This is a genomic window from Roseicyclus sp. (assembly GCF_965662675.1).
In the GTDB taxonomy this organism is placed as follows: Bacteria; Pseudomonadota; Alphaproteobacteria; order Rhodobacterales; family Rhodobacteraceae; genus Roseicyclus.
Genome location: NZ_CBFIIK010000062.1, coordinates 1 through 14,997, shown reverse-complemented (window position 1 = coordinate 14,997; position 14,997 = coordinate 1). Strand labels below are relative to the sequence as shown.

11 protein-coding genes and 1 tRNA gene are annotated in these 14,997 nt (G+C 63.2%); 9 read left to right on the top strand and 3 right to left on the bottom strand.

Annotated elements, in window-relative coordinates:
• The 4 genes from ACTG4J_RS10160 to lpdA all read left to right on the top strand — a co-directional run.
• Nucleotides 1-2,951 (top strand): 2-oxoglutarate dehydrogenase E1 component (locus ACTG4J_RS10160; protein WP_439139216.1); only part of this gene is annotated, 2,951 nt, incomplete at its 5' end.
• Between the two features lie 5 nt (nucleotides 2,952-2,956).
• Nucleotides 2,957-4,444, top strand: coding sequence for a 2-oxoglutarate dehydrogenase complex dihydrolipoyllysine-residue succinyltransferase (gene odhB / locus ACTG4J_RS10155; protein ID WP_439139215.1), 1,488 nt, complete (start codon nucleotides 2,957-2,959; stop codon nucleotides 4,442-4,444).
• An 85-nt stretch (nucleotides 4,445-4,529) separates the two neighbouring features.
• A complete protein-coding gene (locus tag ACTG4J_RS10150; RefSeq protein WP_439139214.1) occupies nucleotides 4,530-4,931 on the top strand; it encodes an MAPEG family protein in 402 nt (133 codons plus the stop codon).
• A gap of 98 nt (nucleotides 4,932-5,029) precedes the next feature.
• Entirely contained in the window at nucleotides 5,030-6,418 is a 1,389-nt protein-coding gene (lpdA, locus tag ACTG4J_RS10145) for a dihydrolipoyl dehydrogenase (protein WP_439139212.1), read from the top strand.
• Between the two features lie 66 nt (nucleotides 6,419-6,484).
• Here the strand turns inward: lpdA and ACTG4J_RS10140 are convergent, their stop codons facing one another.
• Nucleotides 6,485-7,138 (bottom strand): GntR family transcriptional regulator, encoded by a 654-nt coding sequence (locus ACTG4J_RS10140; RefSeq protein WP_213685539.1) that lies wholly within the window; start codon nucleotides 7,136-7,138, stop codon nucleotides 6,485-6,487.
• Nucleotides 7,138-7,857, bottom strand: coding sequence for a M48 family metallopeptidase (locus ACTG4J_RS10135; protein WP_439139211.1), 720 nt, complete (start codon nucleotides 7,855-7,857; stop codon nucleotides 7,138-7,140). Before ACTG4J_RS10135 ends, ACTG4J_RS10140 begins: the two co-directional genes overlap by 1 nt.
• Before the next feature lie 119 nt (nucleotides 7,858-7,976).
• Between ACTG4J_RS10135 and ACTG4J_RS10130 the strand changes: the two genes are divergently transcribed.
• The 3 genes from ACTG4J_RS10130 (at nucleotide 7,977) to ACTG4J_RS10120 (ending at nucleotide 9,492) form a co-directional block, all read left to right on the top strand.
• Nucleotides 7,977-8,321 carry a TIGR02300 family protein gene (locus tag ACTG4J_RS10130; RefSeq protein ID WP_439139209.1) on the top strand — a complete coding sequence of 115 codons (345 nt, stop codon included), beginning with the start codon at nucleotides 7,977-7,979 and terminating at the stop codon, nucleotides 8,319-8,321.
• A gap of 142 nt (nucleotides 8,322-8,463) precedes the next feature.
• A tRNA-Ala gene (locus ACTG4J_RS10125) sits at nucleotides 8,464-8,539 on the top strand.
• A gap of 92 nt (nucleotides 8,540-8,631) precedes the next feature.
• Nucleotides 8,632-9,492, top strand: coding sequence for an MBL fold metallo-hydrolase (locus ACTG4J_RS10120; protein ID WP_439139207.1), 861 nt, complete (start codon nucleotides 8,632-8,634; stop codon nucleotides 9,490-9,492).
• Nucleotides 9,493-9,563: 71 nt separating this feature from the next.
• Here ACTG4J_RS10120 and ACTG4J_RS10115 read toward each other — a convergent pair whose 3' ends face one another.
• Nucleotides 9,564-11,771: an NADP-dependent isocitrate dehydrogenase gene (locus ACTG4J_RS10115; RefSeq protein WP_439139206.1), complete on the bottom strand. Its 2,208-nt coding sequence runs from the start codon at nucleotides 11,769-11,771 to the stop codon at nucleotides 9,564-9,566.
• A gap of 501 nt (nucleotides 11,772-12,272) precedes the next feature.
• Here ACTG4J_RS10115 and urtA point away from each other — a divergent pair.
• Together urtA and ACTG4J_RS10105 are read left to right on the top strand one after the other, a co-directional pair.
• On the top strand, nucleotides 12,273-13,550 hold the full coding sequence (gene urtA, locus ACTG4J_RS10110) for an urea ABC transporter substrate-binding protein (protein ID WP_439139204.1): 1,278 nt from the start codon (nucleotides 12,273-12,275) through the stop codon (nucleotides 13,548-13,550).
• 23 nt (nucleotides 13,551-13,573) lie between these two features.
• The coding region (locus ACTG4J_RS10105; RefSeq protein WP_439139202.1) for an ABC transporter permease subunit at nucleotides 13,574-14,997 on the top strand (1,424 nt) is incomplete at its 3' end.

Here is a 14,997-nt window from a genome sequence, read left to right as displayed (position 1 = left end):
ACCAAAGCTCGAACGACCAGTTCCACGCCTCCTCCTTCATGCAGGGGCATAACGCGGCCTATCTCGAACAGCTTTACGCGCAATACGCCCAAGATCCGGGCGCGGTCGACGAGGCATGGCGCGCCTTTTTCGTGGCCCTTGGCGACACCCCCGCCGATGCCCGCGCCGAGGCGCAAGGCCCCTCTTGGGCGCGCCGCGATTGGCCACCCACCCCATCCGACGATCTGACCGCCGCGCTGACCGGCGAATGGCCTGTCGCCGCCGAGGCCAAGGGCGCGGGCGACAAGATCAAAGCCAAGGCCGAGGCCAAGGGCGTAGAACTCACCGATGCGCAGATCCAGCGCGCGGTGCTCGACTCGATCCGCGCGCTGATGATCATCCGCGCCTACCGCATCCGTGGCCATCTGGTGGCCGATCTCGACCCGTTGGGCATGCGCGAAACCACGCCGCACCCCGAGCTTGATCCGAAATCCTACGGCTTCACCGAGGCCGACATGGATCGCCCGATCTTCATCGACAATGTGCTGGGCCTGCAAATGGCCTCGATGCGCCAGATCCTCGAGATCGTGAAGCGCACCTATTGCGGCACCTTCGCGCTGCAATACATGCACATCTCCGACCCCGAACAGGCCGCTTGGCTGAAAGAACGGATCGAGGGCTACGGCAAGGAAATCGCCTTTACCCGCGAGGGACGCAAGGCGATCCTGAACAAGCTGGTCGAGGCTGAGGGCTTCGAAAAGTTCCTCCATGTCAAATACATGGGCACCAAGCGCTTCGGCCTTGATGGCGGCGAAGCGCTGATCCCCGCGATGGAACAGATCATCAAGCGCGGCGGCGCGCTGGGTCTGAAAGAGATCGTCATCGGCATGCCGCACCGCGGCCGCCTGTCGGTTCTGGCCAATGTGATGGGCAAGCCCTACCGCGCGATCTTCAACGAGTTTCAGGGCGGCAGCTTCAAGCCCGAAGATGTCGATGGTTCGGGCGATGTGAAATACCACCTCGGCGCATCAAGCGACCGCGAATTCGACGGCAACACCGTCCACCTGTCGCTGACCGCCAACCCCTCGCATCTCGAGGCAGTGAACCCCGTGGTCTTGGGCAAAGTCCGCGCCAAGCAAGACCAGCTTGGTGATAGCGACCGCCGCTCGGTCATGGCGATCTTGCTGCACGGCGACGCGGCCTTTGCGGGCCAAGGCATCGTGGCCGAAGGTTTCCAGCTTTCCGGCATCCGCGGCCACCGCACCGGCGGCACGATGCATATCGTGGTCAACAACCAGATCGGCTTCACCACCGCGCCGCATTTCAGCCGCTCCTCGCCCTACCCGACCGATATCGCCTTGATGGTCGAGGCGCCGATCTTCCACGTCAATGGCGACGACCCCGAGGCCGTGGTCCACGCCGCTCGCGTCGCGACCGAGTTCCGCCAGAAATTCGGCCGCGATGTCGTGCTCGACATCTTCTGCTACCGCCGCTTCGGTCATAACGAAGGCGATGAGCCGATGTTCACCAACCCGGTGATGTATCAGCGCATCAAGACCCATAAGACCACGCTGCAGCTTTATACCGAGCGCCTGGTCAAGGATGGCCTGATCCCCGAAGGCGAGATCGAGGATGCCAAGGCCGCCTTCCAAGCCCGCCTGAACACCGAGTTCGAGGCCGGCAAGGAATACAAACCCAACAAGGCCGACTGGCTCGATGGCCGCTGGTCGCACCTGAACCGCGAAGGCGCCGACTATCAGCGCGGCGATACCGCGATCAAGCCCGAAACACTGGCCGAGGTGGGCCGCGCGCTCAGCGTCGCACCCGATGGTGTCAGCCTGCACAAGACCGTCACGCGCCGGCTGGAAGCCAAGCAAGAGATGCTGACCACCGGCACCGGCTTTGATTGGGCCACCGCCGAGGCGCTGGCCTTCGGCTCGCTCCTGACCGAGGGCTACCCCGTCCGCCTTGCCGGTCAGGACAGCACGCGCGGCACATTCTCCCAGCGCCATTCTGGCCTGATCGATCAAAACAGCGAAGACCGCTACTACCCCCTCAACAATGTCCGCGAGGGGCAGGCGAAATTCGAGGTGATCGACAGCGCGCTCTCCGAATATGCGGTCTTGGGCTTCGAATACGGCTACAGCCTTGCCGAACCCAACGCCCTGACCCTGTGGGAGGCGCAGTTCGGCGATTTCGCCAATGGCGCGCAGATCATGTTCGACCAGTTCATCTCGTCTGGCGAACGCAAATGGCTCCGCATGTCGGGCCTCGTCATGCTGCTCCCCCACGGCTTCGAGGGTCAGGGCCCCGAGCATTCCAGCGCGCGCCTCGAACGTTTCTTGCAGATGTCCGCCGAAGATAACTGGATCGTCGCCAACTGCACCACGCCCGCCAACTATTTCCACATCCTGCGCCGCCAACTGCATCGCAGTTTCCGCAAGCCCTTGGTGCTGATGACGCCCAAATCGCTTCTGCGCCACAAGCTGGCGATTTCGGATGCGGCCGATTTCACAACCGGCTCCTCCTTCCACCGCGTCTTGTGGGATGACGCCGAAAAGGGCCATTCCGACACAGTGCTGGCCAAGGATGGCAAGATCCGCCGCGTCGTGATCTGCTCGGGCAAGGTCTATTACGATCTTCTCGAAGAACGCGATGCACGCGGGCTGACCGACATCTACCTGCTGCGTCTGGAACAATTCTATCCGTTCCCGGCACATTCGCTGATGAAAGAGCTTGAGCGCTTCAAGGGCGCCGAGATCATCTGGTGCCAGGAAGAGCCCAAGAACCAGGGCGCCTGGTCCTTTGTCGAACCCAATATCGAATGGGTGCTGACACGGATCGGCGCCAAGCACACCCGCCCACGCTATGTGGGCCGCGCGGCTTCCGCCTCACCCGCCACGGGTCTGGCAAGCATGCATAAATCCCAACAGACCGCGCTCGTGAACGACGCGCTGACCATCGAAGGGTAAAGACCATGACGATCGAAGTTCGCGTGCCCACCTTGGGCGAAAGCGTCACCGAAGCCACCGTGGCCACATGGTTCAAAAAGCCCGGAGAGGCCGTCGCAGTCGACGAAATGCTGTGCGAGTTGGAAACCGACAAGGTCACGGTCGAGGTGCCAAGCCCCGCCGCAGGCATCCTCGGCGCCATCGTCGCGGCCGAGGGTGAAACCGTGGGCGTCAACGCCCTTCTGGCCACGCTGGGCGAAGGTGCAGCCGCCGCCGTTGCGGCCCCCTCTGCCGCCCCGGCCAAAGCCGCCGCCAGCGCCGCTGTCGACGTCATGGTCCCCACGCTTGGCGAAAGCGTGACCGAGGCAACGGTTGCCACTTGGTTCAAGAAAGTCGGCGACACCGTCGCGCAAGATGAAATGCTCTGCGAGCTTGAAACCGACAAGGTCTCGGTCGAAGTGCCAAGCCCCGCAGCCGGTGTCTTGAGCGAGATCATCGCCGCCGAAGGCACCACGGTGCAGGCCGCGGGCAAGCTTGCCGTGATCGGCGGCGCTGTCGCGACCGCGGCATCTGCCCCTGCCGCCGCACCCGCACCTGCCCCCGCCGCCACCAGCGCGGGCAAAGATATTGCCCATGCCCCCTCGGCCCAAAAGATGATGGCTGAAAAAGGCATCGACGCCGCTCAGATCACAGGCACCGGCCGCGATGGTCGGATCATGAAGGAAGATGTGATGAAGGCCGCCTCTGCCCCGCAAGCCGCAGCACCCGCACCGATGGCCAGCGCGCCGCGCGCCCCCTCCCCGGCCGAGGATGCAGCGCGCGAAGAGCGGGTGAAAATGACCCGCCTGCGCCAGACCATCGCGCGCCGCCTCAAGGACGCGCAGAATACCGCCGCGATGCTGACCACCTATAACGAGGTCGACATGACCGAGGTCATGGCACTGCGCAACACCTACAAGGACGACTTCGAGAAAAAGCACGGTGTGCGGCTTGGCTTCATGTCCTTCTTCACCAAGGCCTGCATCCACGCGCTGCGCGAAGTGCCCGAAGTGAACGCCGAGATCGACGGCACCGACATCGTCTACAAGAACTTCGTGCATATGGGCGTGGCCGCCGGCACCCCCACCGGCCTTGTCGTGCCGGTGATCCGTGATGCCGATGCCATGTCCTTCGCCGAGATCGAAAAGGCCATCGCCGAGAAAGGCCGCCGCGCACGTGACGGCAAGCTCTCGATGGCCGAGATGCAGGGCGGCACCTTCACCATCTCGAATGGTGGCGTCTATGGCTCGCTCATGTCCTCGCCCATCCTGAACCCGCCGCAATCGGGCATCTTGGGCATGCACAAGATCCAAGATCGCCCGATGGCGATCAACGGTCAGGTGGTGATCCGCCCGATGATGTATCTCGCACTCAGCTACGATCACCGGATCGTCGACGGCAAAGGTGCCGTGACCTTCCTCGTCCGGGTGAAAGAGGCGCTGGAAGATCCCCGCCGGTTGTTGATGGATCTGTGATCGCCACAGGCCGGGCTGAAGCCCGGCCTACCGACCTTCCCGCACCATAGGCCGGGCTTCAGCCCGGCAACCCCGAGAGCCCCCCATGACCACCGAGCTTTACATCCTCGCCCTCGCCGCCCTCCTGCAATATGTGCAGATCGGGCTTTATTCCGTCGCGGGCAATGCGCAGGCCGGGGCCAAGGCTGCCATGGGGCCGCGCGACCAGAAAATCGAATTGACGGGTATGGCGGGTCGCCTGCAACGTGCGATGAACAACCATTTCGAGGGGCTGATCCTCTTTGGCATCGCGGTCGTGGTCGTCACCCTCTCGGGCCGCTCAAGCGCGCTGACCGAGGTCTGCGCGCATGCCTATTTGATCTCGCGCGTCCTGTTCATCCCCGCCTATGCCCAAGGGCTGGTGCCATGGCGCAGCCTGATCTGGGCCGTGGGCTTTCTGGCCACTCTCGTGATGCTACTTGCAGCGCTCTTTGGCGGCGGCGCATGACCGGCGCACCGCAAGGATCGGTGTAGCTACGCAAACACTACGGGAAAACGACGCAATACCGACAGGCCAAATCGCCTGAACTTCGACAGGAGGACACCATGTCCAGCTATGACGTCATCATCATCGGTTCCGGCCCCGGCGGCTATGTCTGCGCCATCCGCTGCGCGCAGCTCGGCCTGAAAACCGCCGTCGTCGAAGGACGCGAGACCTTGGGCGGTACCTGCCTCAATATCGGCTGCATCCCCTCCAAGGCGCTGCTGCACGCATCCCACCAACTCCATGAAGCGGAACATAATTTCGCGAAAATGGGGCTGGTCGGAAAGGCGCCATCGGTCGATTGGAAACAGATGCTCGCCTACAAGGATGACGTGATCGGCCAGAACACCAAGGGCATCGAATTTCTGTTCAAAAAGAACAAGATCGACTGGCTCAAGGGCTGGGGCTCCATCCCCGAAGCGGGCAAGGTCAAGGTGGGTGACGACATCCATGAGGCGAAAAACATAATCATCGCAACAGGTTCCACCCCCTCCACCCTGCCCGGCATCGCCATCGACGAAAAAATCGTCGTGACCTCCGAAGGCGCGCTGGCGCTTGGCAAGATCCCCAAGAAACTGATCGTGATCGGCGCAGGCGTCATCGGCCTCGAGCTTGGCTCGGTCTATGCCCGCCTCGGCGCCGAGGTGCAGGTGATCGAATTCCTCGACCACATCACGCCCGGAATGGATGCCGAGGTCGCCAAGAATTTCCAGCGCATCCTTGCAAAACAAGGGCTTGGCTTCACGCTCGGCGCCGCCGTGCAATCGGTCGCGACCGCCAAGGGCCGCGCCAGCGTCACCTACAAGCTGCGCAAGGATGACAGCACCCACACGATCGACGCCGATACCGTCCTCGTCGCCACGGGCCGCAAACCCTATACCGACGGCCTCGGCCTCGACGCGCTGGGTGTGACCATGACCGACCGCGGCCAGATCGCCACCGACAGCCATTACGCCACCAATATCAAGGGCATCTACGCCATCGGCGACGCCATCACTGGCCCCATGCTCGCCCACAAAGCCGAGGATGAGGGCATGGCCGTGGCCGAGGTGGTCGCGGGCCGCCACGGCCATGTGAACTACGGCGTCATCCCCGGCGTGATCTATACCCACCCCGAGGTCGCCAATGTCGGCGAAACCGAAGAAACCCTGAAAAATCAAGGCCGCGCCTACAAGGTCGGCAAGTTCTCCTTCATGGGCAATGGCCGGGCCAAGGCGAATTTCGCGGGCGAGGGTTTCGTGAAAATCCTCGCCGACAAGGATACCGACCGCATCCTCGGCGCCCATATCATCGGACCGATGGCAGGCGACCTGATCCATGAGATCTGCGTTGCGATGGAATTCGGCGCATCCGCCCAAGACCTCGCCATGACCTGCCACGCGCACCCCACCTATTCCGAAGCGGTGCGTGAGGCGGCACTCGCCTGCGGCGATGGCGCGATCCACGCCTGAGCGCGGCTGCACTTTCCATCTTTGCTTTCCAAATACTCCGGGGGTCCGGGGGCAGAGCCCCCGGCGCTACCCCGCCAAGAGCCGCAGCCCTTGCGTCACATCCGCCCTGACCGCCAGCCGCAGCCCCGGCTCATCACCCGCCTTGAGTGCTGCCACGATCAGCCGGTGATGCTGCGGCAGTTCGGTCCGGTTCAGCCGCCCGTAAAGCGCCCGCATGGTGGGACCAAGCTGTAGCCAAACGGTTTCCGTCAGCGCCAGCATCGCGGGCGCCTGCGCGCGGAGATAGAGCGTGCGGTGAAACTCGAGGTTGCGCCGGATATAGGCCACCGCATCGCGCCGGGCGATGGCTTGGCCGATGGTGGCGTTGATCGCCTCCATCCGCTCGATCAGCGCTGGATGCGCGCGTGGCAAGGCGCGGGTGGCAAGCTCGGGCTCAAGCAGCGCACGCAAAGCGGCCAGTTCCTCGATCCGCTCGTTCGACAATTCTGGCGTGGACACCCGCCCCGAGCTTGACAGAAACAACGCCCCTTCGCTGACCAGCCGGCGGACCGCCTCGCGCGCGGGCGTCATCGAGACGCCGAATTCCGCCCCCAGACCGCGCAGCGTCATGGCCTGGCCCGGTCCCACCTCGCCATGCATGATGCGCGAACGCAGCGCGCGATAGACCCTGTCATGGGCCACCGCTGCCCCGGTCTCGGTCGGGCGCGGGTTCATCTGCATCACGGCTCCTCCTGCGCGGTTTCGAACCGCCACGCCAATAGCGAGGCACCATGCTGGCGTAGCCAGGCGCGGTGGGCGTCGTAATCAGGCCTCAGCCGCGCACAGACCCGCCAGAAGGCGGCGGAATGGTTCATCTCGACCAGATGCGCCACCTCATGGGCGGCGACGTAATCGAGCACGGCGGGCGGCGCCATGATCAGCCGCCAAGAAAACATCAGATCGCCCTTGGACGAGCAGCTACCCCAGCGGCTGCGCGGATCGCGCAAGGTGATGCGCTGGGGCTTGCGCCCCAAGGCGGCGGCGTGGCGTTCAACCGCCTCTGTCAGTCGCTCGCGCGCCAAGGCACCCAGCAATGCACGAATCCTCGGGCCTGCGCGGGGGCCATCGGGCACCTCGATGCGGCCATCACGGAAACGGGTTGCGCGCGTGGCCGCCGCGATAACCTCGCGCGGGGTGCCACAGATCGGCACCCATGCGCCGATTCTCGCATGCCGAGATGGCGCGGCATTCGCCAGATGCCCCCGCAACCATGCCTCGCGGTCGCGCAAGAAGGCCAAGGCCTCACCCTCCGGGGCCCATATCGGCAAAGACAGGCTGACGCGGCCATCGGCACGCGAAACGCGCAAGCTGAACCGCGTCGCCCGCGTCGATCTCTTCAGCGCGATTTCGACCGGCGGATCGCCGGGCAGAACATGGGTCGAGGGGCGTTTCGTCGTCACCGGATCAGCGGTCCTTAGCAAGCGGTGGCGGCAGCCTACCATACGGGGTTTACAGCATCACGCTACTATGGCAGAGGACCGCATCCAGCGATACCGAAGACTTCTTTGAAGGGGGTTTCATGCCCAAAGAGGAATGGGGCGTCAAACGCGTCTGTCCCACGACCGGCAAACGGTTCTACGATCTGAACCGCAAGCCCATTATCAGCCCCTACACCGGTGAGGTTGTCGATCTCGACGCCGCCAAGCCGGGGCGTGGCCTTGTCGCCAGCAAAGCCGACAAAAAGGTCGCGAAGGAGGTCGTCACCGAAGAGGATGATGATCTGGTGCTCGATGATGACATCGAGCTTGATGATGATGCAGATGTCGAAATCGATGATGATGATGTGCTGGACGATGACGATGACGGCGATACGGTCGCACTTGACGACCTTGCCGATGTCGCCAGCCCCAGCGACGACGACTGATATCGCCGCGCGCCGCGCGTCGGTCTGACATCCACCGAGGGCGGTAAAACCGTGCCGGGAAATCAGTGATTTTTCCCTTGCACCCGATACCGCCCTCGCTTACACCGCCGACCACTCGGAAGGGACCAAGTCCCTTGAAAATGGGGCCTTAGCTCAGCTGGGAGAGCGCTTGCATGGCATGCAAGAGGTCAGGGGTTCGATCCCCCTAGGCTCCACCAAATCCCCCATGCGTCAGCCGTGATACCCTGCAAGATTGGCTTGCCCTGCGCAGCAGCGCGTGTTGCATGTTCATTGAACTTGGAGGGTCCGCATGGAACACGATCGGCTGATCTTGCTTGGCACCAAGGGCGGGCCCGCGGTGCGCCCCGGCGGGCCGATGCCGACGGCAAGCTTGTTATGGCTGCAAGGCAAACCCATCATTGTGGATTGCGGGCTTGGGGTGACGCGGTCTGCGGTCAATGCGGGTCTTGATCTGCGCCGGTTATCGCTGATCTTCATCACCCATCTGCATTCCGACCATGTGCTTGAATTAGGCGCTCTGGTGCATACGGCATGGACCACTGGCCTCAAGGAACAGCTGACCATCTACGGGCCAGCGGGGACGCAAGCCCTTTGGGATGGATTCTTGGCATCACTGGCCTTTGACTGCGATATCCGCGTGCGCGACGAGGGACGGATACCGCTCGTTGATCTGGTGCAGATCATCGAATACGGGCCGGGCATCGTGCTTGATGAGGGCGGGATTCGCATCAGCGCGCTGCGGGTGGAACACCCGCCTGTCACCGATTGCTTCGCGCTCCGCTTCGAGGCCGGTCCATCTGTTGTATTTTCGGCCGATACGCGATTCTTTCCCCCTCTTGCCGATTTCGCGCGCGGTGCCGATGTGCTGGTCCATGAGGCGCTGTTGCCCGCGGGCGTCGATGCGCTGGTCGCGCGCAGCAATGGCGGCGAGAAACTGCGCCGGCATATCAACGCCAGCCATAGCACCGCCGCCGAGGCAGGCCTGATCGCGACCAAAGCCGGTGTCGGGCGCTTGGTGCTGCATCACCTTGTCCCGGCTGATGATACGGCTTTTGGCCCGACGGATTGGCACGAAGCGGTGCGCAAAAGCTGGCAAGGCGATCTCGACATCGGTCATGACGGGTTGGTGATCGCGCTGCCGCAGCGCTGATCTTGCACCGCGCGCCGACGAAAAAGCCCCAGCCAAGGCTGGGGCTTTTGTCGTATCTGCCGCGGTCCGCCTCAGCCGATGATCGCGTTCATCGTGGCCGAGGGGCGCATGATCGCGGCGGTCTTGGCCGGATCGTTGTGATAGTAGCCACCCGTATCCACAGCTTGGCCGCGCGCTGCGTGAAGTTCGGCCAAGATCGCGGCCTCTTTCTCGGCCATCGCCTTGGCGATGGGGGCGAAATGGGCCGCCAGATCGGCATCGTCGCCTTGGGCGGCCAACGCCTCGGCCCAGTAGCGGGCGAACCAATAATGGCTGTCGCGGTTGTCCGGCTCACCGGCTTTGCGGCCCGGGCTGCGGTCGTGATCCAACACGCCTTGGGTCGCCGCATCGATGGCATTGCCCAGAACCCGCGCCTTTCCGTTGCCCTTCATATCGGCCAGGAACTTGAAGCTTTCCCCTAGCGCGCAGAATTCGCCCAAACTGTCCCAACGCAGGTGATTCTCGGCCTGAAGCTGTTGCACATGCTTGGGGGCCGATCCGCCGGCCCCGGTCTCGAACAGCCCGCCGCCCTGCATCAGCTTGACGATGGACAGCATCTTGGCCGAGGTCGCCAGTTCCAGGATCGGGAAGAGGTCGGTCAGGTAGTCGCGCAGCACGTTGCCGGTGATCGCGATGCAGGTCTTGCCTTCGGTGATCGTCTCGAAGCTGGCGCGGGTCGCCTCGCGCGGGGCCATGATCTCGAACAGATGCGCCACACCCTTGGCCGCTAGGATCGGCTTAAGATAGGCGATCAGCTCGGCATCATGAGCGCGGGTCTCGTCGAGCCAGAAGATCGCCCGGCAGCCTTCGGCGCGCTGGCGGTCGATGGCGAGGTTGACCCAATCCTCGATCGGGGCCTTGCGGGTCGAGGCAGAGCGCCAGATATCGCCGGCCTCCACCGCATGCTCATGCAGCACGCTCCCATCGTCGAGGATCATCTGCACCACGCCGGCCTGCGCGATTTCGAAGGTAGTGGGGTGGCTGCCGTATTCCTCGGCCTTTTGGGCCATCAGGCCGATATTTTGCACCGTACCGGCGGTGGCGGGGTTCAGCTTGCCGTTTTCTTTGAAGAACTTGATCGTCTCGTCATAAACGGCAGCGTAGGATTTGTCGGGAATGGCGCAGACCGCATCATGCTCGCGCCCGTCGGGGCCCCAGCCCTTGCCGCCCGCGCGGATCAGCGCAGGCATCGAGGCGTCGATGATCACATCGGACGGCACATGCAGGTTGGTGATGCCCCGGTCGCTATCGACCATGTAAAGCGGCGGGCGCGATGCCATGCAGGCGTCGATCGCCGCCACGATCTGCGCGTCGCCTTTGACCCGCTCCAGCATGTCACCCAAGCCCGAATTGGGGTTCACACCAAGGGCCGCCATCTTGTCACCGAATTCGGCAAAGACGGGGGCCAGATATGCGCGCACGCCGTGGCCGAAGATGATCGGGTCCGAGACCTTCATCATCGTGGCCTTAAGATGCAGCGAGAACAGCACCCCCTCGGCCTTGGTGCGGTCAATCTCAGCGGCGAGGAACTTTTGCAAGGCGGCCGCGCTCATGAAGGTCGCATCCACGACCGTGCCTGCGGGGTAGCTTACGCCATCCTTCAGCACTTGGGTGGTGCCATCGGCGGTCTTGAGCACGATCTTGGCGGTCGCGGCTTTTGCGAGTGTCGCCGATGACTCATTCGAGCGGAAATCGCCATCGGGCATGGAGGCGACGCGGGTCTTGCTGTCGGCCGACCAATCGCCCATCCGGTGCGGATTGGCCTGTGCATAGGCTTTGACGGCCTTGGCCGCGCGGCGGTCGGAGTTTCCTTCACGCAGCACCGGGTTCACAGCCGAACCCTTGATCGCATCATACTTGGCCCGCACGGCTTTCTCGGCATCGCTGCTCGGTGCTTCGGGAAAATCGGGCACGGCGTAACCTTGGCCCTGCAACTCCTGGATCGCGGCGACAAGTTGGGGAACGGATGCGGAGATATTGGGAAGCTTGACGACATTCGCGCCGGGCGTCTTGACCAGATCGCCAAGGATGGCGAGATCATCCGTGATGCGCTGATCTTCCTGCAAATACTCAGGGAAAGCCGCGAGAATGCGACCGGCCAGCGAAATATCGCGCGTGCCGATGCTGACGCCTGCGGCGGCGGCAAAGCTACGGACGATCGGCAAAAGCGAGGCCGAGGCAAGTTCGGGCGCCTCGTCGACATTGGTGATGATGATATCGGCATTCGACTGATCGGTCATGGTAATCCCCACGGGCTCAAGGTTTGGTATGCAATAGTACACAAACGGGCGAAGGTCTACAGCCACAACAGCGCGGCAAACGAGGCGAGTTGCCGCGCACCCCGATGATTTTCTGCGCCACAGCGAAGACCAATCCACGGCGTGGTGATTCCGTCAAAATGATGAAAACAAGGATCGCTCGGCCAGCCGGAGACACAAGGCGCAAGATAATTGAGCAGAAATGCTGCAACCGCGCATTAAAGCTGCACGGAAGTTGAGCCTGCACGGATCATGCCCCGCGAACTGGCCCCTTCGTCTTGCCTGAAAATACGGCAGATGGACAAGTCGTCAGCGCTGGGATCGACTCAGCGCGAACACCGCCCGGCTGCGCCAATCCTGCAAGAAAGAAACAGCCGGGCAGTCACAACATGAACTGCTGCCCGATCCAGATGGCGCGAAACACTTGCAAATGCAAGACTTCGCACCCGCGACGCGCAGCGTGACCCAAGGAAACTGCGTATCATGGCTTTCAAACCTCTCCTCGCATCAGCCACGGCGTTGGTGTTGCTCTCGACCCCGGCCTTGGCCGATTGCCCCATCAAGGTGGGCGTGCTGCATTCGCTTTCGGGCAGCATGGCAATCTCGGAAACTACCTTGCGCGATGTGATGCTGATGCTGATCGAGCAGCAAAACGCCGCCGGTGGGCTTTTGGGTTGCCAGATCGAGTCGGTCGTCGTCGACCCGGCATCCGACTGGCCGCTCTTCGCCGAGCGCGCGCGCGAATTGCTGACTGTCAGCGAAGTCGATGTGATCTTCGGCGCATGGACATCGGTCAGCCGCAAATCGGTTCTGCCGGTTCTCGAAGAACTCAACGGCCTGATGTTCTACCCGGTGCAGTATGAAGGGCAGGAAAGCTCGCGCAATGTGTTCTACACCGGTGCTGCGCCGAACCAACAGGCGATCCCGGCAGTCGATTACTTCCTTGAAGAGCTTGGCGTCACCAGCTTCGCGCTTCTGGGAACCGACTACGTCTACCCGCGCACAACCAACGCCATTCTCGAGGCCTATCTGCTGAGCAAGGGCATCGCGGCAGAAGATATCTTCGTCAACTACACCCCCTTCGGTCATAGCGACTGGTCGACCATCGTGTCGGACGTTGTCGCTCTGGGTGCGGGTGGCGAGCAGGTCGGCGTGATCTCGACCATCAATGGTGACGCCAATATCGGCTTCTACACCGAACTGGCCGCACAAGGCGTCAGCGCCGATGACATTCCGGTCGTCGCGTTCTCGGTCGGCGAGGAAGAGTTGTCTGGCCTCGATACCTCGCGGCTGGTCGGTCACCTCGCGGCATGGAACTACTTCATGTCGGCAGACACCCCCGAGAACGAATCCTTCATCGAAGCATGGCACGCTTTCATCGGTGACACCGCACGGCCGACCAACGACCCAATGGAAGCCCATTACATCGGCTTCAACATGTGGGTGAACGCCGTGACCGAAGCAGGCACCACCGATGTCGACGCGGTGCGCGCGGCGATGTGGGGGCAGGAGTTCCCGAACCTGACCGGCGGCACCTCGGTGATGCTGCCCAATCATCATCTCGCAAAGCCGGTGTTGATCGGGGAAATCCGCGCCGATGGTCAGTTCGACATCATCAGCCAGACCACCGAAGTGCCGGGTGAGGCATGGACCCCCTTCCTGACCGAAAGCGCCACGCTGACCTCGGATTGGGAAACGCTGGAATGCGGGATGTATGACACCGCGACCTCGACCTGTGTTCAGCTGACCTCGAACTACTGATCCCTAGCGGGGATGCGCGGCACATGTCGCGCATCCCCATGATCCGACTGACAAGGCTTTCCCACATGTCGATTTTCGCGCGCCTCCTGCCCCTGCTTCTGGCGCTTGCGCTGGCCGCACCGCTGGCCGCCGAGACCCCGCTGCAAGATGTGCTGCAGGCCAATCAGGCCGAGGTCGCCAACCCATCGCGCGCCAGTGTGGGGCAGGTTCTGACCGCCTTGCAGGCCGCCGATGCCCCCGGCACCTCGGATTTCTTGCGCAACTGGCAAGAGCGCGCTGTTGTCCAAGACCCGGCCACAGGCATTTTCTACTACGCAACCGAGGTGGAGGGCCGCCAACTGGCCCTGATCGATGTGGACAGCGGGGTTGAAACCGCCCGCGTCGGCAGCCGCGATGTGACCGCGATCCGCCCCAATGCGGGCGTCCGCCGCGAGATCGGGGCGGCACTGGTCCGCTTCGAGTTGTCCGCCCCCGACCCGGCCCGCAGGCTTTCAGCGCTGGAGGCGATCGGGCGCAGCCCCGATGCCGAGCAGATCCCGCTTCTGGAAAGCGCGATCCCCGATGAGCCCGATGCCGATATCCGCATCCGCAAGGAACGCCTGCTGGATCTGCTGAATGCGCGTTTCGCAGCCGATATCGCTACGCGGATTGCGGCGATCGAGGGGCTTTCCGGCGATGTCTCGACCGAAGCGCGGCGGGTTCTGAACCAGATCCTCGCGACCGAGCCGGGCCTTGGCCAAAGCCTGCCGCAAGATCGCAATATCGCGCGCGTTCTCATCCCCGGCGAGGATCTGACCCGTCACGAAGCCTATGACCGTCTGGTGGCGGCTGGCCTTGCGCCCGCGCGTGCCGAGCGCAACAGCATCCGCGACGGGCTTTTGGCGCATGTGGCCGACGGGATGGTGGGTGGGCTGCCCACGCACCGCATGTCAGACCCCGCCACCCGGCAAGAGGCCTATGACGCGCTTGTGGCCCAAGGGCTGCTGTCACCCTTGGTGGGCGAGGCCGAGATCGACCGGACGCTTGCCCAACACGTGTTCTTCGAGGCCTATCTCGAACCCGACGCGGCCTTGACCGATGCGGCACGGGCAGCGCTTGACCAAACCTCCACGCGGCTGACGCTGTTTCAATGGCTCGCCATTTCGCTTGATGCGCTGTCCTTGGCCTCGATCTTTTTCCTCGCGGCCATCGGGCTGGCGATCACCTTCGGCGTGATGCGGGTGATCAACATGGCGCATGGCGAGTTCATCATGATGGGCGCCTATACGGGCTATGTCGTGCAGACGATAATCCCTGATTACACCGTCAGCCTGATCGTCGCCCTGCCCTTGGCCTTTGCCGTGGCCTTTGGCGCGGGCGTGGCGATGGAGCGGCTGGTGATCCGGCACCTCTACACAAGGCCGCTTGAGACGCTTCTGGCGACCTTCGGCATCTCGATCGCGCTGCA

Bases quoted from the DNA above. Each gene is read 5' to 3' on its own strand.
- ACTG4J_RS10120 (WP_439139207.1), top strand. From the start codon at position 8,632: ATGGAACACGATCGGCTGATCTTGCTTGGCACCAAGGGCGGGCCCGCG.
- odhB (WP_439139215.1), top strand. From the start codon at position 2,957: ATGACGATCGAAGTTCGCGTGCCCACCTTGGGCGAAAGCGTCACCGAA.
- urtA (WP_439139204.1), top strand. From the start codon at position 12,273: ATGGCTTTCAAACCTCTCCTCGCATCAGCCACGGCGTTGGTGTTGCTC.
- ACTG4J_RS10150 (WP_439139214.1), top strand. From the start codon at position 4,530: ATGACCACCGAGCTTTACATCCTCGCCCTCGCCGCCCTCCTGCAATAT.
- lpdA (WP_439139212.1), top strand. From the start codon at position 5,030: ATGTCCAGCTATGACGTCATCATCATCGGTTCCGGCCCCGGCGGCTAT.
- ACTG4J_RS10115 (WP_439139206.1), bottom strand. From the start codon at position 11,771: ATGACCGATCAGTCGAATGCCGATATCATCATCACCAATGTCGACGAG.
- ACTG4J_RS10140 (WP_213685539.1), bottom strand. From the start codon at position 7,138: ATGCAGATGAACCCGCGCCCGACCGAGACCGGGGCAGCGGTGGCCCAT.
- ACTG4J_RS10130 (WP_439139209.1), top strand. From the start codon at position 7,977: ATGCCCAAAGAGGAATGGGGCGTCAAACGCGTCTGTCCCACGACCGGC.